Genomic DNA, 21,181 nt, shown 5'->3' on the forward strand with positions numbered 1-21,181 from the left:
CCCCAGCCGATGAGCACTGGCTCGAATCCGCCTGTGAACGACTGACCCTGTCACTGCGCTCGGCACATCGATTGCTCAAGGTGGCGCGGACGCTGGCGGATCTGGAACAGGTTGATGCGATCAACCGTGAGCATTTGGCGGAAGCGTTGCAGTATCGGCCGGCGACGCAGTGAGTGCCGACACCGCGTCGCCCCCATCGCGAGCAGTCTCGCTCCCACAGGGGACGGCGATAAGGGTAGAAACCGCAGACATCCTTTACGTTTTAAACCGGAGACATCGTTTCAACTCAGGTGCATGACGTCTGGTAATTCCATGGATCGGACTTCGTTTTGCAGAAAGTCGCTGAGCCGGCGCATGCGCTCACCGCCAGGCCGGGTTTTCGGCCAGACCAGGTAATAACACTCACCGCTGGCGACGGCGGTCGGCCACGGCAAACTCAGGCGTCCCTGAGCCACGTCCTCCGCGACCATCAGCAGATCGCCCATGGACACGCCATAGCCTCGCGCGGCGGCGATCATGCCCAGTTCCAGGGTATCGAACACCTGCCCGCCCTTGAGCGACACCTGTTCGGCCAGGCCCATGCGCTCCAGCCAGTTGCGCCAGTCGCGGCGGTCAGGCGTGGGGTGCAGCAACTCGGTGTTGGTCAGGCGCTCGACATCCCAGGGTTGGTCGTTAAGCAGGTTGGGCGCACCGACCGGGATCAATTCCTCAGGGAACAGGTAACTCGCCTCCCAGTCCGGAGGGAAATGGCCGTTACTCAACAGCACTGCACAGTCGAACGGCTCGTCGTTGAAATCCACGGAATCGACGTCCATCCACGCACTGGTCAGTTGCACCTCGTTGCCTGGTTGCAGGTGGCGAAAGCGGCTGAGGCGCGCCAGCAACCAACGCATGGTCAGGGTCGACGGGGCTTTCATGCGCAGGATGTCGTCTTCGGCGCGCAGGGTGTTGCAGGCGCGCTCTAGCGCGGTGAAGCCTTCGCGAATGCCCGGCAACAGTAACCGCGCCGACTCGGTCAGTTGCAGGTTGCGGCCGCTGCGATGAAACAGGCGGCAGGCAAAATGTTCTTCGAGCGTACGAATATGCCGGCTGACCGCACTTTGGGTAATCGACAGCTCTTCGGCCGCACGGGTAAACGAGCTGTGTCGCGCCGCCGCTTCGAATGCGCGCAGGGCATACAAGGGAGGAAGACGACGTGACATTGGGAAAGCTCCTACACAGGTTTCTGGCCACCCTAGCAGAAACTCTCCAGCATGAGTTTGAATCATGCCATCCATCCTTTTTATCCCTTTGTGCAATCCCCCCAGAGCGCCGAGAATCGACGCTTTCCTGTTTCCTTTGATAATCGAGCGTGATGACCATGCAACATCCAGCACGTACTGAACTCTGGGCCATCCTGCGGCTGGCGGGGCCGCTGATTGCCTCGCAGTTGGCGCACATGCTGATGGTCCTCACCGACACCCTGATGATGGCGCGTCTGAGTCCCGAGGCGCTGGCCGGTGGCGGGCTCGGCGCGGCGACCTATTCGTTCGTGTCGATTTTCTGCATCGGCGTGATTGCGGCCGTCGGTACTCTGGTGGCGATCCGTCAGGGGGCCGGCGATATTGTCGGGGCAACCCGGCTGACGCAGGCCGGGTTGTGGCTGGCATGGCTGATGGCGCTGGTCGCCGGTTTGCTGTTGTGGAACCTCAAACCGGTGCTGCTGCTGTTCGGCCAGACCGAAAGCAACGTCCACGCAGCCGGGCAGTTTTTGATCTTCTTGCCGTTCGCCCTGCCCGGCTACCTGAGCTTCATGGCCCTGCGCGGGTTCACCAGCGCCATTGGCCGTGCGACGCCGGTGATGGTCATCAGCCTTGGCGGTACGGTCGCCAACTTCTTGCTCAACTATGCGCTGATTACCGGGATGTTCGGCCTGCCAAAATTGGGGCTGGTGGGCATCGGGCTGGTCACGGCGATTGTCGCCAACCTGATGGCACTTGCGTTGGCATGGCACATTCGTCGTCACCCGGCGTACGAGGCTTATCCGCTAAGTCAGGGCCTGTCACGGCTGAACCGCCAGTACCTGAAGGAGTTGTGGCGTCTGGGCCTGCCGATTGGCGGTACCTACGCGGTGGAAGTCGGGCTGTTTGCCTTCGCCGCGCTGTGCATGGGCACCATGGGCAGCACGCAACTGGGCGCACACCAGATCGCCCTGCAAATCGTCTCGGTGGCGTTCATGGTCCCGGCGGGTATTTCCTACGCAATCACCATGCGCATCGGTCAGCATTACGGCGCCGGGCAGCTGCTGGATGCGCGGCTGGCCGGGCGGGTCGGCATTGCGTTCGGGGCGGCGGCAATGCTGTGTTTCGCCATGGTCTTCTGGTTGCTGCCAAACCAGTTGGTCGGCCTGTTCCTCGACCACAACGACCCGGCGTTCCGCGATGTCATCAACCTGGCGGTGAGCCTGCTGGCGGTGGCAGCGTGGTTCGAGCTGTTTGACGGCACACAGACCATCGCCATGGGCTGCATTCGCGGACTCAAGGATGCCAAGACTACTTTCCTCGTCGGCCTGGGTTGCTATTGGCTGATCGGCGCTCCGGCGGCGTGGTGGATGGCGTTCCACTTGCACTGGGGGCCAACTGGCGTGTGGTGGGGCCTGGCACTGGGGCTGGCGTGCGCGGCGGTGAGCCTGACGCTGGGGTTCGAGTGGAAGATGAAGCGGATGATCAAGCGCGATACGACGTCAGAGCAGCGCTTCGAGGTCGCTCAGCCTGACTGAGACCGCTGTAGGAGCGAGCTCGCTCGCGATGGTCGTCAACGATAACGCGGGCTGGCAGGTGCCCCGCGGCGTTCTCAGGTTTATCGCGAGCAAGCTCGCTCCTACAGGGCTCTGTGGCAACCTCAGCTTACGATTTCCAGCATCGACGGCTGGCTGGAGCCAATCGTCAGATACTCCACCAGCTCGGCCAGCGGCAATGGCTTGCTGATCAAATACCCCTGCACCTGATCGCACTCGAACCCGCGCAGCAGATCCAGCTGCTCCGGCGTTTCCACGCCTTCTGCGACCACCTCAAGGTTGAGGTTGTGCGCCAGATTGATCATCGCGTGGACCAGTTTGCGGTTTTCCTCACGCAGTTCCATGCCGCCGACAAAACTCTTGTCGATCTTCAACAAGGTGATCGGCAGGCTGTTGAGGTGCACGAACGACGAGAAGCCGGTGCCAAAGTCGTCGAGGGAGAAGCGCACACCGAGGCGCCCGAGGGCGTCCATAGTCTGCTTGACCAGATCGCTGCGGCGCATGACCGCGGTTTCGGTCAGCTCGAACTCCAGCCACTGCGCCTCGACACCGCGCTCGGCAATCAGGCGACTCAGGGTCGACAGCAACTGACTGTCCTGGAACTGCCGGAACGACAGGTTGATTGCCATGTGCAACGGGGGCAAACCCAGCTCAAGCAGCGCCTGCATGTCGCGCAAGGCCCGGGAAATCACCCAGTAGCCCAGCGGCACGATCAGACCGCTTTGCTCAGCCAGCGGCACGAATTCGCTCGGTGGCAGCAAGCCGCGCTCGGCATGCCGCCAACGCACCAGGGCTTCGAGGCCGACGATCTGCCCGTCTTCAAGGTTCAGGCGTGGCTGGTAGTGCAATTCCAGCTCATCGCGGCGCAGCGCCCGGCGCAGCTCGGTTTCGAGGTCGGCGATGCTGCGGGCATTGCGGTTGATGCGCTCGTTGAAAATGTGAAAGGTGCAGCCTTGGGTGCTTTTGGCCTGCTGCATGGCGATATGTGCATGCCACATCAGCGGATCCGCACCGGTCTGGGCCCGGGCGTAGGCGATGCCCAGGCTGGAACCGATCAGCAGGCTTTCGCCATCGACCCAATAAGGCTCGGCCAATGCTTCGCTGATGCGTTCGGCCATCCACTCGGCACGCTGGGGAGCGCGACGGGTGTCGATCAACAGAGCGAATTCATCGCTGCCCAGGCGTGCCAGCTGATCGCCGGCCTCGAGCTGGCTCTTGAGCCGCGCCACCACTTGCAGGATCAGGCGGTCACCGGCCTGATGGCCGAGGGCGTCGTTGGCATAACGAAAGTTGTCGAGGTCGAGATGACCGAGGGCCAGGCCGCGACCGTCGTTTTCTGCCAGGCGCGCCGTCAGCAGGGTCTGGAAGCCCTGCCGGTTGGCGATGCCGGTGAGCGGATCTTGCTCGGCCAGGCGTTGCAGCGTGTTTTCCAGGACGCCACGCTCGCGCACATGGCGCAGGCAGCGGCGCAACATGCCGGAGTCGAGCAGGTCGCGCACCAGCCAGTCACTCACACCGTCGGGCGGGGTCAGCGGCTCATGGTCGAGCAGCAACACCGTCGGCAGGCTGCAACGGCCCGGCGCCGGTTGAAGTTGCGGGATGGTCAATAACACCGCGCTGCGGTTGTCATCGAACAGGCTGCTGACCGACTCCCAACTCGGCGCGCTGATTAGCACGGCCGAGCTCCCCATAGGAGCCAGACACTCGCGCAACAACGCTGCCCACGCTGGCTCTTCGGCCAGTAGCAGCAAACGCAAGGGTTCGACAGGCGTAGACAAGCTAGCTCCCTAGACTCTGCAAAAATGTAGGCGACGGGCATTATGCCGTTCCGATGGTCAATGACAATGACATCAGTTGGCAAAACGAGCCCTTTGTATCCGCAATTACGAACATTAGCCGCAAATTCGTTGCGCATCCTGCGTGAAAGTAACAAAACCGGCAATTGCAGATAGCGTGGTACGTCACAAGTCGGACAGAGCAGCACAATTCGCTGAGCCTGTTAAAATGCCGGCCCATTTCGTGACTGACCCTCTGAATTTACCTATGTCCCGACTCAATCCCCGGCAGCAAGAAGCCGTGAGCTACGTCGGCGGCCCTCTTTTGGTGCTCGCCGGTGCAGGCTCCGGCAAGACCAGCGTGATCACGCGCAAAATCGCGCACCTGATCCAGAACTGCGGCATCCGCGCCCAGTACATCGTCGCCATGACCTTTACCAACAAGGCCGCCCGCGAGATGAAGGAACGGGTCGGCACCCTGCTGCGTGCCGGTGAAGGTCGCGGGCTGACGGTCTGCACGTTCCACAACCTGGGCCTGAACATCATCCGCAAGGAGCACGTGCGGCTGGGCTACAAGCCGGGCTTCTCGATCTTCGACGAGACCGACGTCAAGGCCCTGATGACCGACATCATGCAGAAGGAATACTCGGGCGACGACGGCGTCGACGAGATCAAGAACATGATCGGCGCCTGGAAAAACGACCTGATCCTGCCAGCCCAGGCCCTGGAAAACGCGCGCAACCCCAAGGAACAGACCGCCGCCATCGTCTACACCCACTATCAGCGCACGCTCAAGGCGTTCAACGCAGTGGACTTCGACGACCTGATCCTGCTGCCGGTGAAGCTGTTCGAAGAGCATGCCGACATTCTGGAAAAGTGGCAGAACAAGGTGCGTTACCTGCTGGTCGACGAATACCAGGACACCAACGCCAGCCAGTACCTGCTGGTGAAAATGCTCATCGGCAAACGCAACCAGTTCACCGTGGTGGGCGACGACGACCAGTCGATCTACGCCTGGCGCGGGGCTCGCCCGGAAAACCTGATGCTGCTCAAGGAAGACTACCCGTCCTTGAAAGTGGTGATGCTGGAGCAAAACTACCGCTCCACCAGCCGCATCCTGCGCTGCGCCAACGTGCTGATCTCGAACAACCCCCACGAGTTCGAAAAGCAGCTGTGGAGTGAAATGGGCCATGGCGACGAGATCCGTGTGATCCGTTGCCGCAACGAGGACGCCGAGGCCGAGCGCGTGGCCATGGAAATCCTCAGCCTGCACCTGCGCACTGACCGCCCGTACAGCGATTTCGCGATCCTGTATCGCGGCAACTACCAGGCCAAGCTGATCGAGCTGAAGTTGCAGCATCACCAGGTGCCATATCGTCTTTCCGGCGGCAACAGCTTTTTCGGACGTCAGGAAGTGAAGGACCTGATGGCCTACTTCCGCCTGATCGTGAACCCGGACGACGATAACGCCTTCCTGCGAGTGATCAACGTGCCGCGCCGCGAGATTGGCTCGACCACGCTGGAGAAGCTGGGCAACTACGCCACCGAACGCAAGATCTCGATGTACGCCGCCACCGATGAGATGGGTTTGGGCGAACACCTGGACAGTCGCTTCACCGATCGCCTGTCGCGCTTCAAGCGCTTCATGGACCGGGTGCGCGAGCAGTGCGCCGGCGAAGACCCGATCTCGGCCCTGCGCAGCATGGTCATGGACATCGACTATGAGAACTGGCTGCGCACCAACAGCTCCAGCGACAAGGCCGCGGACTACCGCATGGGCAACGTCTGGTTCCTGATCGAGGCCCTGAAGAACACCCTGGAAAAAGACGAAGACGGCGAAATGACTGTCGAGGACGCCATCGGCAAACTTGTCTTGCGCGACATGCTCGAGCGCCAGCAGGAAGAGGAAGACGGGGCCGAAGGCGTGCAGATGATGACCTTGCATGCATCCAAGGGCCTGGAATTCCCCTACGTGTTCATCATGGGCATGGAAGAAGAAATCCTCCCGCACCGTTCCAGCATCGAAGCCGACACCATCGAAGAAGAACGTCGCCTGGCCTACGTGGGCATCACCCGTGCGCGCCAGACCCTGGCCTTCACCTTCGCTGCCAAGCGCAAGCAGTACGGCGAGATCATCGATTGCGCGCCGAGCCGCTTCCTCGATGAGTTGCCGCCGGACGATCTGGCCTGGGAAGGCAACGACGACACACCGACCGAAGTCAAAGCCGTGCGAGGCAACAACGCATTGGCGGATATACGCGCGATGTTAAAGCGCTAGAATTGACCACTTTTATATGACCTTCGGCGCACAGGCGCCAAAAGAGGACAGCTTCATGGAAGCCCTGCACCAGAAAATTCGCGAAGAAGGCATCGTGCTTTCCGACCAGGTCCTGAAAGTCGACGCCTTTCTGAACCACCAGATCGACCCGGCCCTGATGAAGCTGATCGGCGACGAATTCGCCACGCTGTTCAAGGATTCGGGCATCACCAAGATCGTCACCATCGAAGCTTCGGGCATCGCACCGGCGATCATGACCGGCCTGAACCTCGGCGTGCCGGTGATTTTCGCCCGCAAGCACCAGTCCCTGACCCTGACCGAAAACCTGCTGTCGGCGACCGTGTACTCGTTCACCAAGCAGACCGAAAGCACCGTGGCCATCTCCCCGCGCCACCTGACCAGCAGCGACCGCGTGCTGATCATCGATGACTTTTTGGCCAACGGTAAGGCGTCCCAGGCGCTGATCTCGATCATCAAACAGGCCGGCGCGACCGTGGCGGGCCTGGGCATCGTGATCGAGAAGTCGTTCCAGGGCGGCCGTGCGGAACTGGATTCACAGGGCTATCGCGTAGAGTCGTTGGCTCGCGTGAAGTCGCTGAAAGATGGCGTTGTGACCTTCATCGAGTAAGCCGGAACACAGTAATACCCTGTGGGAGCGAGCTTGCTCGCGATTGCATAGTGTCAGTCGACATCTTCGTTGACTGATACACCGCTATCGCGAGCAAGCTCGCTCCCACAGTTGTTTTTGGGGGGACAGTTACTGCGCAGTTGCCTTGAGGCCGGTGAGCAGCAACCGCTGATACAAATCCTCCTTCAGTCTTTCAGGACTGGCCAGCTGCATGCGCTCCAGATGTTCTGGAAACAACGCAGGCTCCGGCGCATCCAGCGCCGCCTTGCCCAATTCCAGCACCTCGCTCAGCTTGAACTTGCTCTTGAGCCAGTTCAGCGCCCGCAACACATCTCGTTCGACCTCGGTGAAATCACACCCTAGCGGATACTCTGGAAACAGCTGCGGATGTCGTGCCTGAATGCCCTGCAACCGTTGCGGAGTGTTATCAGCAAAGCGTGGATCGAGACGGAAGTCCTTGGGCAATTTGCCGACTTTCTGTGCCTGCTCGATCAGCCCCGACTGAAAACGTGAGTCGCTGATATTCAACAGTGCCTCAATCACCGCTGCATCAGTCTTGCCCCGCAGATCGGCGATGCCGTACTCGGTGACCACGATGTCGCGCAGATGCCGGGGAATCGTGCAGTGACCATACTCCCAGACGATGTTCGAACTGACGTCGCCGCCAGACTCACGCCAACTGCGCAGCAGCAACACCGAGCGCGCGCCTTGCAGCGCATGCCCCTGAACCACGAAGTTGTACTGCCCGCCTACGCCGCTGAGCACACGTCCGTCTTCGAGCTGATCCGCCACAGCGGCACCCAGCAATGTCACGGTGAACGCGGTGTTGATGAACCGTGCATCAAGACGCTGCAAACGCTTGAGTTCTTCCTGGCCATAGAGCTCGTTGATGTAGCTGATGCGAGACATGTTGAATTCGAGCCGCTTGCTCTGCGGCAATTCGCGCAAGCGTTCGTAGAAGGTGCGCGGGCCGAGGAAAAAGCCGCCATGCACAGAAATGCCATCGGTTTGCGCGGCCTCATCCAGGGTACCGGCATTCGCCTGCTGCTGGGTCGCCACGTCCGGGTAAACCTTGCGCCGCACGATCCCGGCATCCGCCAGTACCAATAAGCCGTTGACGAACATTTCGCTGCAGCCGTACAGGCCTTTGGCGAAGGGTTCGATGCCACCTTCGCGCTCGATCAGTTGCGCCCACTGGTTGAGGTTCACTTCGTCCAGCAAGGTTTTGTAAGCGTCACTGTCGGCTTGTCGCGCCAGCAGCGCCGCCGTCAGCGCATCCCCCATGGAACCGATGCCGATCTGCAAAGTGCCGCCGTCACGCACCAGGGTGCTGGCGTGCAGGCCGATGAAATGGTCCTGGCACCCCACCGGCATATTTGGCGTGGAAAACAGTGTGGTGTTGTCCTTCTCATCGATCAGCAGGTCGAAAGTGTCGATGCCGAGTTCCGCATCGCCGGGCATGTAAGGCAGATCGTTGTGCACCTGGCCGACCATCAGGATGGTTTCTCCGGCGGCACGGCGCTTGGCAATCATCGGCAGCAGGTCGAGGGTGATGTCCGGGTTGCAGCTCAGGCTCAGGCGGTCGGGTTGCTCGGCATGACTTGCGACTAACTGAGCGACCAGATTCAACCCGGCGGCATTGATGTCCCGCGCCGCATGGCTGTAATTGCTGCTGACGTAGTCCTGTTGCGCCGTCGCACTGTTGAGCAGGCTGCCGGGCTGCATGAAGAACTGCTGAATGTGGATGTTGCCCGGTAGCTTGTCGCGACGCAGGTCGGCGAGGAAATCCAGCTCGGGATAATCGCCGAAAACCCGCTCGATAAAGGGCTCGAGGAAACGCTTTTGCAAACCGTCGCCCAAGGGCGGACGGCCCAGGCACAGCGCGGTGTAGATCGTCAGCCGCCGCTCTGGCAGTTGCGCGAGACGTCGATACAACGCGTTGACGAAGTGATTGGGTTTGCCCAGGCCCAGAGGCAGGCCCATGTGAATGTGGACCGGCAACCGCGCCAGTACGTCATCGACCGCCTGCTCGATAGAACACAGCTGCACCATCGGATCCTCCCTCATGTTCCATGAATTGGGGTTGGACCGAGCTTGCCGGGTCTTGGCTGCAAAAAACAGCCTGTTAATGCCAATCGGCCGCCACTGGCCCCCTGTAGGAGCGAGCTCGCTCGCGATGGTCGTCAACGATAACGCGGGAAACCTGACACCCCGCGGCGCCTTCAAATTCTTCGCGAGCGAGCTCACTCCTACAAGTAATCAGCGGTGTATATCGAGATCGCGGGCACAAAAAAGCCGCTCGAAAGCGGCTTTTCAGCAGGAAGACCCAAGCTTATTTCAGGCCGGACATCTTCTGGATGGCGCCTTTGAGCTCGGCATCGGAGCAATCGGCGCAGGTGCCTTTAGGCGGCATCGAGTTGATACCGGTAATGGCTTTGGCCAGGATGCCGTCGAGGCCGCCCTGGTGATCGGCACGCTCCTTCCAGGCGGCGGCATCACCGATTTTCGGAGCGCCCAACAGGCCTGAACCGTGGCAAGCGTTGCAATGTTTTGCAATCACTTCATCCGGGGTTTTCGCACCACCACCGCCGCCAGCGGCAGTGGCCACCTCCATGCCCTTGCACTCTTTACCCTGAACGCAGACCTGACCGACCGGTTCAAGGCGTTTGGCGATAACGTCGTTGGTCGCAGCTTGAGCGCTGACACTGACAGCCCATAGGGCCAATACGGTTGCTGGTGCAGCCAGCATTTTCATAATTAGGTTCACGCGTTCACCCTCAATGGTGGCTAGTCACGCCTACGGCCACGGTTCGCAGGCGGGCGCAAGTATAGCGGTAAGCCCGTCGCACTGAAACAACCCCAAAGTCGCAAGGGTCTTAGGCTGCGGCGAAAAAACGGCCCGGGCGCCTCTGTGATGCTGGCAGGACGCCTCTTTTCTTAGAAATTCGCCGGCGTGGCTGCGCTGATTAGTCGCGCAGGCGCATCGAACGGATTCCGGAATCGATGTGGCTTGGTACTTTCAAAGTAGTAGCTATCGCCGGCTTCGAGGACAAAAGTTTCGAGACCGACCACCAGTTCCAGTTTTCCTTCGACCAGGATGCCGGTTTCCTCGCCTTCATGGGTGAGCATCTCGTCACCGGTGTCGGCGCCTGGCGGATAGATTTCATTGAGGAATGCGATGGCCCGGCTCGGGTGGGCCCGGCCGACCAGTTTCATGGTCACGGCGCCATCGGAAATATCGATCAGCTCGTTGGCCTTGTAGACAATCTGAGTCGGTTTTTCCTGCAGGATTTCTTCGGAAAAGAACTCGACCATGGACATGGGAATCCCGCCCAACACCTTGCGCAGCGAACTGATCGAAGGGCTCACGCTGTTCTTCTCGATCATCGAAATCGTGCTGTTGGTGACCCCCGCCCGTTTGGCGAGCTCACGCTGGGAAAGGCCTTTGAGCCTACGGATGGATTGCAGTCGTTCACCGACGTCCAAAGCTTGCGCCTCCAGGATTCAGGATTGTTGAAACAGTGAGCGTTATCATGGCGACAGCGTTCAGTATTTACAACACCTTGACCTGAATCCTGCTCAGCGAGGCGACTTCCGGTCTGGAGCCCTGCGCACTAAGCCCCGGAATAGAGCAGTGGCACTCGGCGCAGGTTGCAGAAAATCTGGTAAGGAATCGTGCCTGCGGCGATGGCCACATCACTGGCGAGGATGTTTTTGCCCCACAACTCGACGGTCGAACCGAGACCGGCCTGCGGCACATCGGTCAGGTCGATACAGAGCATGTCCATCGACACCCGGCCGATCAACTGGCTGCGCTGCCCGGCCACCAGCACGGGCGTGCCGGTCGGAGCCAAACGCGGGTAGCCGTCGGCATAACCCATGGCCACGACACCAATGCGCATCGGTTTAGGGGTGATGAATCTGGCGCCGTAACCAACGGGTTCGCCAGCCGGCAACTCGCGCACACTGATCACTTTCGATTCCAGGGTCATGACCGGTTGCAGGCGCGATGCCACTTCATTGGCTTCTTCGAAGGGCGTGGCACCATAAAGCATGATGCCCGGACGCACCCAATCGCTCGGAATCTGCGGCCAGCCAAGCACCGCCGGCGAGTTGCGCAAGCTGACCTCGGCGGACAAGCCCTTGCGCGCTGCTTCAAATACCGCCACCTGATCGGCGCTGGCCTGCTCGTGCAGTTCGTCGGCACGCGCAAAGTGGCTCATCAGCACCACTTTCGCGACCTTGCCGCTCGCCAGCAGACGCCGATAAGCCGCTTGATAATCCGCCGGGTGCAGCCCCACGCGGTGCATGCCCGAATCGAGCTTCAGCCACACAGTGATCGGTTTGCTCAATGCGGCTTTTTCGATGGCTTCGAGCTGCCACAGCGAATGCACCACACACCAGAAATCATGCTCGACGATCAGTGACAACTCATCGGCTTCGAAAAAGCCTTCCAGCAACAGCACCGGCGCACGAATGCCCGCGGCCCGCAGCTCCAACGCCTCTTCAATGCAGGCCACGGCAAACCCGTCTGCCTCGGCTTCCAACGCTTGAGCGCATCGCACAGCGCCATGGCCGTAGGCATCAGCCTTGATCACCGCGAGGGCTTTGGCCCCCGTAAGTTCACGGGCGATTCGGTAGTTGTGACGCAAGGCTTGAAGGTCGATCAGGGCACGGGCAGGACGCATGGCGGCACACTTCTGGTCGGGTTATCGGGAAGAAAAAACCGGTGCTGGCTGACGGCGTGAACCGCCAACAGCACCGGGAGAGGGATCTTTCTGACAGGATTATGGCAGAGCGGCGACAACCGACAGCTCGACCAGGATTTCCGGCTCGCACAATTTCGACTCAACCGTGGCGCGGGCCGGGGCAACACCTTTTGGCAGCCACTTGTCCCACACCGCGTTCATGCCTTCGAAATGCGCGTCGATGTCTTTCAGGTAAATCGTCACCGACAGCAGATGGTGCTTGTCGGTGCCGGCCAGATCGAGCAAACGCTCGATGTTGGCGAGGCTTTCACGGGTCTGCTGTTCAATCCCGGCGCTCATGTCATCGCCGACCTGTCCGGCCAGGTAAACCGTGCCGTTATGGGTGACGATCTGACTCATGCGCTCATTGGTGAGCTGGCGCTGGACTGACATGCTTTGCAGGCTCCTGGGTTTTGTTGCCATAACGGGAAATATCGAGGCCTTCGGCGCTGATCTGCGGCTTTTTCTTCGCCATCAGGTCGGCCAGCAAGCGACCCGAACCACAAGCCATGGTCCAGCCGAGCGTACCGTGACCGGTGTTCAGGAACAGGTTCTTGAACGGGGTGGCGCCAACAATCGGGGTGCCGTCCGGAGTGGTCGGACGCAGGCCGGTCCAGAAATCGGCCTGGGCCAGATCGCCGCCCTGAGGATAAAGATCGTTGACGATCATCTCCAGGGTTTCGCGTCGACGCGGGTTCAGCGACAGGTCAAAACCGGCAATCTCGGCCATGCCGCCAACGCGGATGCGGTTGTCAAAACGGGTGATCGCGACCTTGTAGGTCTCGTCGAGAATGGTCGAGGTCGGTGCCATAGCCGGGTTGGTGATCGGCACGGTCAGGGAGTAGCCCTTGAGCGGATAAACCGGTGCCTTGATCCCCAGCGGTTTGAGCAGTTGCGGCGAGTAGCTACCGAGCGCCAACACGTAGCGGTCGGCGGTTTCCAGCTTGCCGTCGATCCACACGCCGTTGATGCGGTCACCGGCGAAGTCGAGGCGCTGAATGTCCTGACCGAAACGGAATTGCACACCGAGCTTCGCGGCCATCTCGGCGAGCTTGGTGGTGAACATCTGGCAGTCGCCGGTCTGGTCGTTCGGCAGGCGCAGGGCTCCGGCGAGGATGTCGGTGACGCTGGCCAGTGCCGGCTCGACGCGGGCAATGCCTTCGCGGTCGAGCAGTTCGAACGGCACGCCGGATTCTTTCAGCACGGCGATGTCTTTCGCGGCGCCGTCCAATTGAGCCTGGGTGCGGAACAGTTGGGTGGTACCGAGGCTGCGGCCTTCGTAGGCGATACCGGTCTCCAGACGCAGTTCGTCGAGGCAGTCACGGCTGTACTCGGACAGACGGACCATGCGCTCCTTGTTCACCGCGTAACGGCTGGCGGTGCAGTTGCGCAGCATCTGTGCCATCCACAGGTACTGATCGATGTCGGCAGTGGCCTTGATCGCCAAGGGTGCATGGCGCTGCAACAGCCACTTGATGGCTTTGAGCGGCACGCCCGGCGCGGCCCACGGCGAGGCATAACCCGGCGAGACCTGTCCGGCGTTGGCGAAACTGGTCTCCATGGCAGCAGCTGGCTGCCGGTCGACGACCACCACTTCAAACCCGGCACGGGCCAAGTAATAAGCACTGGTGGTACCGATGACGCCGCTACCCAAGACCATGACGCGCATTTTCAAATCCCTCATCGCGGCTAACCGCTGACGTTTGTTATTCAAAGCTTCAGATGCGCGCAGTGTAAAAAAGATTTGCCAGTGCTTTTCACTATATAAGCGCCTATATTTGGCGACAATTCTCGGCAAAAACCCTTTTCACGGAGGCGCATCCCCTATGCGTACCAACACTCAGACCAAACGTGAGCTGGACAAGATCGACCGCAACATCCTGCGGATCCTGCAAGCGGACGGGCGGATTTCCTTTACGGAGCTTGGGGAAAAGGTCGGGCTCTCGACCACGCCCTGCACTGAGCGGGTCCGGCGCCTGGAGCGCGAGGGGATCATCATGGGCTACAACGCCCGGCTCAATCCGCAGCACCTGAAGGGTAGTCTTCTGGTGTTCGTCGAGATCAGCCTGGACTACAAGTCCGGCGATACATTCGAAGAGTTCCGACGTGCAGTGCTGAAATTGCCCCATGTGCTGGAGTGTCACCTGGTGTCAGGGGATTTCGACTACCTGGTGAAGGCACGAATTTCCGAGATGGCCTCGTATCGCAAATTGCTGGGCGACATCCTGCTCAAGCTGCCCCACGTGCGCGAGTCCAAGAGTTACATCGTGATGGAAGAGGTGAAAGAGAGCCTGACGTTGCCGATTCCGGATTGAGATTGGTGGTGCCTTTCAGGACCTCATCGCGAGCAAGCTCGCTCCCACAATGAAACGGTTTTGAACACAACGTTTATGCAGACTCAAATACCTGTGGGAGCGAGCTTGCTCGCGATTGAGGCAACTCGGTCCACCTGAAGACCCGCTCCTTTTAAACCAACACCTGCCGAGTACTGGCCATGTACTCGAACACCTGCTTCTCCACCCGCGGATGAATCAGCTCCACTGGCCCCCGCCCATTGGGGCACGGCAAGGTCTTGGTGGTACCGAACAACCGGCAGATCAGCGGCCGCTCGTCATACACCGTGCAACCATTCGGCCCCAGATGCACACAGTTGAGCTCTTCCATCGCGGCATCCTGCTCGGCGCGAGTCTTGCGCGGCAGGCGCGACATTTCTTCCGGCGAGGTGGTCACCGGCCCGCAGCAGTCATGGCAGCCGGGAACGCACTCGAACGAGGGAATCTGTTGTCGTAATGTGCGAATTGTCTGGCTGTTGCAGCTCATTGCAGCGGTGACCCAAAGCGGAATAGAGCGCGATTCTGACGCAAAAGCCCCGATCCAGACAGCGCCAGCCGACCAATGTTGCCCGCCCGGGAAGGTCCGGCTTATGCTCCGTCAAGTTTTCTAAACGCAAGAATCAGGAACACGCACATGAATGCCCGTGCTCAACAGCCTGTCAGCCACACCGCTTCCTACTACGCCGCCAGCAGCCTGCCGCAGCCCGAACATCCGGTGCTCAAAGGCGAAGTGCTGGCCGACGTCTGTGTAGTGGGCGGCGGGTTTTCAGGATTGAACACGGCGCTTGAGCTGGCCGATCGCGGACTCAGCGTGGTGTTGCTTGAAGCCCACAAAATCGGTTGGGGCGCCAGTGGACGCAACGGCGGGCAGCTGATTCGCGGCGTTGGTCACGGCCTCGATCAGTTCACCAATGTCATCGGTGTCGAAGGCGTGCGGCAAATGAAACTCATGGGCCTGGAAGCCGTGGAAATCGTCCGGCAACGGATCGAGCGTTTTCAGATCCCCTGCGACTTGACCTGGGGTTACTGCGACCTCGCCAACAAGCCCCGTGACCTTGAAGGTTTCGCCGAGGATGCCGAAGAGCTGCACAGCCTCGGTTATCGCTACGAGACTCGTTTGCTGCAGGCCAATGAGATGCACACGGTGGTCGGCTCTACGCGTTACGTCGGCGGCCTGATTGACATGGGTTCGGGGCACCTGCATCCACTGAACCTGGCTTTGGGCGAAGCCGCAGCCGCACAACAATTGGGGGTCCGGCTGTTCGAGCAATCGGCCGTGACCCGCATCGACTATGGCCCCGAGGTCAAGGTCCATACCGCCGAGGGCTCGGTACGCGCCAGAACCCTGGTGCTGGGTTGCAATGCCTACCTCAATAACCTCAACCCGGAACTCAGCGGCAAAGTCCTGCCCGCCGGCAGCTACATCATCGCCACAGAACCATTGAGCGAAGAACTGGCCCACGCCCTGCTGCCGCAGAACATGGCGGTCTGCGATCAAAGGGTTGCGCTGGACTATTACCGGCTCTCGGCAGACCGGCGCCTGCTGTTCGGCGGCGCCTGCCATTACTCGGGCCGCGACCCGAAAGACATCGCCGCGTACATGCGTCCGAAAATGCTGGACGTCTTTGCGCAACTGTCTGGTGTGAAGATCGACTATCAATGGGGCGGCATGATCGGCATCGGCGCCAATCGCCTGCCGCAGATCGGCCGGCTCAAGGACCAGCCGAATGTCTATTACGCCCAGGCCTATTCCGGTCATGGCGTGAATGCCACGCACCTGGCCGGCAAGCTGCTGGCCGAAGCCATCAGCGGCCAGCACAGCGGCGGCTTCGATCTGTTTGCCAGGGTGCCGCATATCACCTTCCCCGGCGGCAAGCATTTGCGCTCGCCGTTGCTGGCGTTGGGGATGTTGTGGCATCGGCTTAAAGAGTTGGTCTGAAGGATTGGCGGTGTCTGTGCCGACGTTATCGCGAGCAAGCTCGCTCCCACAGGGAATGATGGTGTTCACAAGAATTGTGTTCACCGCCGGTCCTTGTGGGAGCGAGCTTGCTCGCGATGAGGCCCGAAAGAACGCCGCCAAAATCAGATCCGCCAGAAAGGCTTCAGCCCCTCCTCCAACGCCTGCTCTCGCGTCAGCCCGATATCCTTGAGCTGGTCGGGTGTCAGGGCCAACAACGCCTTGCGCGTGCGCAGCCGGCACCAGAACCGGTCCCAGCGACTCAGGCTGGACGGCGCACTGCGCATGCCCGCCTCCCGCGTGCCGTTGTTCTGCCCTGCCGTCAGTTCCTGACTGTGTAACGTCAGCCGCACATCGCTCAAACCGTTCATCTTGGATGCTCCTGTTTACTTGGGTAGCCAGAGGTTCCATGATGCGAGGGCGCGCAAAAGCAATACAGATTCAATACAACTGTATTAACTCAATACAGTGTTGCCGATTCCGCCACTGAATCCTGATTTTTTGCCTGATCTGTACTGGTTAACCGAATCACCCCTATCGAGGCTGCACCATGACCCTTTACGTCAACCTCGCCGAGTTGCTCGGCACACGTATCGAACAGGGCTTCTATCGCCCCGGTGACCGGCTGCCTTCGGTACGGGCGCTAAGCGTCGAGCACGGCGTCAGCCTGAGCACGGTGCAGCAGGCCTATCGGGTGCTGGAGGACAGCGGGCTGGCCATGCCAAGGCCCAAATCCGGGTACTTCGTTCCGGCCAGCCGCGAACTGCCGGATTTGCCGGCAGTCGGCCGCCCGGCCCAGCGTCCGGTGGACATTTCGCAATGGGATCAGGTGCTGGAATTGATCCGCGCAGTGCCGCGCAAGGATGTGGTGCAACTCGGGCGCGGCATGCCGGACATCACCAGCCCGACCATGAAACCGCTATTGCGCGATCTGGCGCGAATCAGCCGGCGGCAGGACATGCCTGGCCTGTATTACGACAACATCCACGGCAACCTCGAACTGCGTGAACAAATCGCTCGCCTGATGCTCGATTCCGGCTGTCAGTTGAGCGCCAGTGAGCTGGTGGTCACCACGGGTTGCCACGAAGCGCTGTCCACCAGCATTCGCGCAATCTGCGAGCCGGGGGATATTGTTGCGGTGGACTCGCCGAGCTTTCACGGTGCGATGCAGACCCTCAAGGGCCTGGGCATGAAGGCCCTGGAAATCCCTACCGACCCACTGACCGGGATCAGCCTCGAAGCGCTGGAACTGGCCCTGGAGCAATGGCCGATCAAGGTCATACAGTTGACCCCCAACTGCAATAACCCGCTGGGCTACATCATGCCGGAGTCGCGAAAACGTGCGTTGTTGACGCTTGCGCAGCGCTTTGACGTGGCGATCATCGAGGACGATGTGTATGGCGAACTGGCCTATACCTACCCGCGTCCGCGCACGATCAAATCCTTCGACGAGGACGGTCGCGTCCTGTTGTGCAGTTCGTTTTCCAAGACCCTGGCCCCAGGCCTGCGCATCGGCTGGGTCGCACCCGGCCGTTATCTGGAACGGGTGCTGCACATGAAATACATCAGCACCGGCTCCACCGCACCTCAGCCGCAGATCGCCATCGCCGAGTTTCTCAAAGGTGGCCACTTTGAACCGCATTTGCGGCGGATGCGCACGCAATACCAGCGCAATCGCGACGTGATGATCGATTGGGTGACTCGCTATTTTCCTGCTGGCACTCGCGCCAGTCGCCCACAAGGCAGCTTCATGCTGTGGGTCGAACTGCCGGAAGGCTTCGACACCCTGAAACTGAATCGCGCCTTGCACGACCAGGGCGTACAGATTGCCGTAGGCAGCATTTTTTCCGCCTCGGGCAAGTACCGCAATTGCCTGCGCATGAACTACGCTGCCAAGCCAACACCGCAGATCGAAGACGCGGTGCGCAAGGTCGGCGCGACAGCGATCAAACTGCTGGCGGAAACCGATCAGCTCAGCGACTGACTTTTATTCGGGAATCAGCGTCCATATGCCTATCTGCGCCGCCAAACGGAACGATCCTACGTGAGAGTCAGACAGCCCCTGCTTGCTTTTCTGCTGCTCGCCTCGTTCCTGGGCGGTTGCTCCAGCTTCGACGTTCAGCGTGTACCGAGCCAGGCGCTGCCGGCTTCAGACTCCGCTTTCGGTCGCTCGGTCCAGGCGCAAGCCGCACCTTACAAGGGACAATCGGGCTTTCGCCTGCTATCGGACAGCACCGAGGCCTTCACCGCCCGTGCCGAACTGATCCGCAATGCTCAAAACAGCCTCGACTTGCAGTACTACATCGTGCATGACGGCATCAGTACGCGCATGTTGATCGAGGAATTGCTCAAGGCCGCTGACCGGGGTGTGCGGGTGCGGATATTGCTCGACGATACCACCAGTGACGGCCTGGACCGCGTCATCGCGACCCTCGCCGCGCACCCGAAAATCCAGATCCGCGTGTTCAACCCGTTGAATCTGGGCCGCAGTACGGGCGTGACGCGCACCGTGGGCCGCCTGTTCAACCTGTCGCAACAACACCGACGCATGCACAACAAGTTGTGGCTGGCGGACAACAGCATGGCTATCGTCGGCGGGCGCAATCTGGGGGACGAGTATTTCGATGCCAAGCCCAACATGAATTTCACCGACATCGACATGCTCAGCGTCGGCCCGGTCGCCGAGCAACTCGGGCACAGCTTCGACCAGTACTGGAACAGCGCCCTGAGCAAGCCGATCGACGAATTCCTGTCGAGCAAACCCACCGCCCGGGACCTGGAAAACACCCGCACCCGACTGGAAGAGTCTCTGGCGGAATCGCGCAAACAGAATCACGCGCTCTACAAACACTTGATGACCTTCACCACGCATCCGCGCCTGGACATCTGGCGTCGCGAGCTGGTCTGGGCCTGGAACCAGGCATTGTGGGATGCGCCGAGCAAGGTACTGGCCAAGGGCGAGCCCGATTCGCAGTTGCTGCTGACCACGCAACTGGCGCCTGAACTCGACGGTGTCCGCAAAGAGCTGATCATGATTTCGGCTTATTTCGTGCCTGGCCAACCGGGGCTGGTGTACCTGACCGGGCGCGCCGATGCCGGCGTCTCCGTGAGTTTGCTGACCAACTCACTGGAAGCCACGGACGTGCCGGCGGTGCACGGTGGCTACGCGCCCTACCGCAGGGCGTTGCTGGAACATGGCGTAAAGCTTTACGAATTGCGTCGTCAGCCGGGTGAAGACGGCGACAGCGGTAGCGGGCCACATTTGTTTTCCGGCAGTTCCTATCGCGGCTCCGACTCCAGCCTGCACAGCAAGGCGATGATCTTCGACCAGCAGAAATCCTTTATCGGTTCGTTCAATTTCGATCCGCGCTCGGTGCTGTGGAATACCGAAGTCGGCGTGCTGGTGGACAGTCCGGAGTTGGCCGCACGGGTTCGCGAACTGGCGCTGCAGGGTATGGCGCCGGCCCTGAGTTATCAGGTGGAGCTGGAAAACGGTCAGATCGTCTGGACCACCGAAGACGATGGAAAAATGCACACCCTGACCAAGGAGCCAGGGAGTTGGTGGCGGCGCTTCAATGCCTGGCTGAGTAATACGGTTGGGCTGGAGAAGATGTTGTAGCAGCAGGCTTCGCCAGCTGCTACAAAAGCTATGCTGGCTGAACCGCGCCAAACGCCCCTTGCCGCGACACCACAATCAACACACCCAAGGCCCCCACCGCCATCAGCAACGGCAACGCATGCCCGCTGATCCACTGACTGCCCGCACCCGCCAGCAGCGGTCCGACCAGACAACCAATCCCCCACAGCTGGGCGATGTGTGCGTTGGCCCGCACCAGCGCATCGTCACGATAACGCTCGCCGATCAGGATCAATGACAAGGTGAACAACCCGCCGGCACTGGCGCCGAACAGTACCCACAAAGGCCAGATCAGCAGCGTGTCGATCAGCATCGGGATTGCCAGGCTCGACATCAGCAGGACCACCGCACAACCGGTGAATAACGCGCGCCGCGACAAGCGATCGGCCAACGCACCAATCGGCAATTGCAGCACTGCATCGCCGACCACCACCGTACTGACCATCGCCAGGGCGATCTCCGTAGTGAAACCCTGGCGCAGGCAATAGACCGGCAACAGGGTCAGAATCATTGCCTCGAACGCGGCGAACAGCGACACCGCCCAGGCAATCGCCGGCAGGCCACGACAGAACTCAAGCAAATCACGCAGGGTCACGCTGCTGGCCTCGCTGCTCGGCGCACCACTGCGACCCATCAACAGAAACGGTGCAGCCATCAGCAAACCGACGCCGACCCAAAAGCCATAATCGTGCTCGGTGCCAAGGAAGCCCAGCAACACCGGCCCTGCCAGCTGACTCAGTGCGTAGCTGCTGCCATACAGCGCCACCAGCCGCCCGCGCCATTGCTCGACCACCAGTTGATTGATCCAGCTTTCACCGATGATGAATACAAGGGTCAGGATCACCCCGATCATCAGCCGCAGCACCAACCAGACCGGATAGCTCGGCAACAGCGCCAGCAGACCGATGGAAACCGCCCCGGCCCACAGGCACAGACGCATCAGATTGGCCGTGCCGAAACGCGCCGCCAGGTGACTGGAGATCTTCGCCCCCAACAGCACGCCGATGGCCGGCATCGCTGCCATCACACCAATGGCAAACGAGCCGTAA

Annotated in this window: 18 protein-coding genes and 1 pseudogene; 8 read left to right on the top strand and 11 right to left on the bottom strand. The window is 60.6% G+C overall.

Annotated features, from left to right (window positions below):
• Positions 1 to 173, top strand: a pseudogene (locus PMI29_RS31350) (YifB family Mg chelatase-like AAA ATPase); the annotation flags it as partial.
• A 108-nt stretch (positions 174 to 281) separates the two neighbouring features.
• On the opposite strand, the gene PMI29_RS08535 reads toward PMI29_RS31350, so the two are convergent.
• Positions 282 to 1,202: a LysR substrate-binding domain-containing protein gene (locus tag PMI29_RS08535; protein ID WP_008001067.1), complete on the bottom strand. Its 921-nt coding sequence runs from the start codon at positions 1,200 to 1,202 to the stop codon at positions 282 to 284.
• 158 nt (positions 1,203 to 1,360) lie between these two features.
• On the opposite strand from PMI29_RS08535, the gene PMI29_RS08530 reads away from it, so the two are divergent.
• Complete coding sequence (locus PMI29_RS08530; RefSeq protein ID WP_008001068.1) at positions 1,361 to 2,758, top strand: NorM family multidrug efflux MATE transporter; 1,398 nt, start codon at positions 1,361 to 1,363, stop codon at positions 2,756 to 2,758.
• Between the two features lie 122 nt (positions 2,759 to 2,880).
• Here PMI29_RS08530 and PMI29_RS08525 read toward each other — a convergent pair whose 3' ends face one another.
• Entirely contained in the window at positions 2,881 to 4,554 is a 1,674-nt protein-coding gene (locus tag PMI29_RS08525) for a putative bifunctional diguanylate cyclase/phosphodiesterase (RefSeq protein WP_008001069.1), read from the bottom strand.
• A 265-nt stretch (positions 4,555 to 4,819) separates the two neighbouring features.
• Between PMI29_RS08525 and rep the strand changes: the two genes are divergently transcribed.
• Both rep and PMI29_RS08515 read left to right on the top strand, forming a co-directional pair.
• Positions 4,820 to 6,829: a DNA helicase Rep gene (gene rep / locus PMI29_RS08520; RefSeq protein ID WP_033052577.1), complete on the top strand. Its 2,010-nt coding sequence runs from the start codon at positions 4,820 to 4,822 to the stop codon at positions 6,827 to 6,829.
• Positions 6,830 to 6,884: 55 nt separating this feature from the next.
• A complete protein-coding gene (locus PMI29_RS08515) occupies positions 6,885 to 7,457 on the top strand; it encodes a xanthine phosphoribosyltransferase (protein WP_008001071.1) in 573 nt (190 codons plus the stop codon).
• A 129-nt stretch (positions 7,458 to 7,586) separates the two neighbouring features.
• Here the strand turns inward: PMI29_RS08515 and PMI29_RS08510 are convergent, their stop codons facing one another.
• The 6 genes from PMI29_RS08510 to dadA all read right to left on the bottom strand — a co-directional run bounded on the left by PMI29_RS08510 (position 7,587) and on the right by dadA (position 13,874).
• Positions 7,587 to 9,509: an acetyl-CoA hydrolase/transferase C-terminal domain-containing protein gene (locus tag PMI29_RS08510; protein WP_008001072.1), complete on the bottom strand. Its 1,923-nt coding sequence runs from the start codon at positions 9,507 to 9,509 to the stop codon at positions 7,587 to 7,589.
• A gap of 280 nt (positions 9,510 to 9,789) precedes the next feature.
• Positions 9,790 to 10,212: a c-type cytochrome gene (locus tag PMI29_RS08505; protein ID WP_033052578.1), complete on the bottom strand. Its 423-nt coding sequence runs from the start codon at positions 10,210 to 10,212 to the stop codon at positions 9,790 to 9,792.
• Between the two features lie 182 nt (positions 10,213 to 10,394).
• Positions 10,395 to 10,943 (bottom strand): cupin domain-containing protein, encoded by a 549-nt coding sequence (locus PMI29_RS08500; RefSeq protein ID WP_007975150.1) that lies wholly within the window; start codon positions 10,941 to 10,943, stop codon positions 10,395 to 10,397.
• A 128-nt stretch (positions 10,944 to 11,071) separates the two neighbouring features.
• A complete protein-coding gene (alr, locus tag PMI29_RS08495; protein ID WP_008001074.1) occupies positions 11,072 to 12,145 on the bottom strand; it encodes an alanine racemase in 1,074 nt (357 codons plus the stop codon).
• Positions 12,146 to 12,244: 99 nt separating this feature from the next.
• Entirely contained in the window at positions 12,245 to 12,598 is a 354-nt protein-coding gene (locus PMI29_RS08490) for a RidA family protein (RefSeq protein ID WP_008001076.1), read from the bottom strand.
• The gene (gene dadA, locus PMI29_RS08485) at positions 12,570 to 13,874 is read right to left on the bottom strand and encodes a D-amino acid dehydrogenase (RefSeq protein ID WP_008001078.1); all 1,305 of its coding nucleotides are present in this window, start codon (positions 13,872 to 13,874) and stop codon (positions 12,570 to 12,572) included. The genes PMI29_RS08490 and dadA overlap by 29 nt, the downstream gene beginning before the upstream one ends.
• A 157-nt stretch (positions 13,875 to 14,031) precedes the next feature.
• Between dadA and PMI29_RS08480 the strand changes: the two genes are divergently transcribed.
• Positions 14,032 to 14,520, top strand: a complete 489-nt coding sequence (locus tag PMI29_RS08480) for an Lrp/AsnC ligand binding domain-containing protein (RefSeq protein WP_007975155.1) — start codon at positions 14,032 to 14,034, stop codon at positions 14,518 to 14,520.
• Between the two features lie 151 nt (positions 14,521 to 14,671).
• On the opposite strand, the gene PMI29_RS08475 is transcribed toward PMI29_RS08480, so the two are convergent.
• Complete coding sequence (locus tag PMI29_RS08475; RefSeq protein ID WP_007975156.1) at positions 14,672 to 15,025, bottom strand: YkgJ family cysteine cluster protein; 354 nt, start codon at positions 15,023 to 15,025, stop codon at positions 14,672 to 14,674.
• Positions 15,026 to 15,172: 147 nt separating this feature from the next.
• Here PMI29_RS08475 and PMI29_RS08470 point away from each other — a divergent pair, with 147 nt between their 5' ends.
• Positions 15,173 to 16,477: an NAD(P)/FAD-dependent oxidoreductase gene (locus tag PMI29_RS08470; protein WP_008001080.1), complete on the top strand. Its 1,305-nt coding sequence runs from the start codon at positions 15,173 to 15,175 to the stop codon at positions 16,475 to 16,477.
• Between the two features lie 143 nt (positions 16,478 to 16,620).
• Here the strand turns inward: PMI29_RS08470 and PMI29_RS08465 are convergent, their stop codons facing one another.
• Entirely contained in the window at positions 16,621 to 16,866 is a 246-nt protein-coding gene (locus PMI29_RS08465; protein WP_008001081.1) for a DUF1127 domain-containing protein, read from the bottom strand.
• A 179-nt stretch (positions 16,867 to 17,045) separates the two neighbouring features.
• On the opposite strand from PMI29_RS08465, the gene PMI29_RS08460 reads away from it, so the two are divergent.
• Together PMI29_RS08460 and PMI29_RS08455 are read left to right on the top strand one after the other, a co-directional pair.
• The gene (locus tag PMI29_RS08460) at positions 17,046 to 18,479 is read left to right on the top strand and encodes an aminotransferase-like domain-containing protein (protein ID WP_008001083.1); all 1,434 of its coding nucleotides are present in this window, start codon (positions 17,046 to 17,048) and stop codon (positions 18,477 to 18,479) included.
• Positions 18,480 to 18,539: 60 nt separating this feature from the next.
• Complete coding sequence (locus tag PMI29_RS08455) at positions 18,540 to 20,114, top strand: phospholipase D family protein (RefSeq protein ID WP_008001089.1); 1,575 nt, start codon at positions 18,540 to 18,542, stop codon at positions 20,112 to 20,114.
• Positions 20,115 to 20,142: 28 nt separating this feature from the next.
• Here the strand turns inward: PMI29_RS08455 and PMI29_RS08450 are convergent.
• On the bottom strand, positions 20,143 to 21,181 hold a 1,039-nt coding region (locus PMI29_RS08450; RefSeq protein WP_008001090.1), incomplete at its 5' end, for an MFS transporter.

The sequence above is a fragment of the Pseudomonas sp. GM49 genome (assembly GCF_000282355.1).
GTDB lineage: Bacteria > Pseudomonadota > Gammaproteobacteria > Pseudomonadales > Pseudomonadaceae > Aquipseudomonas.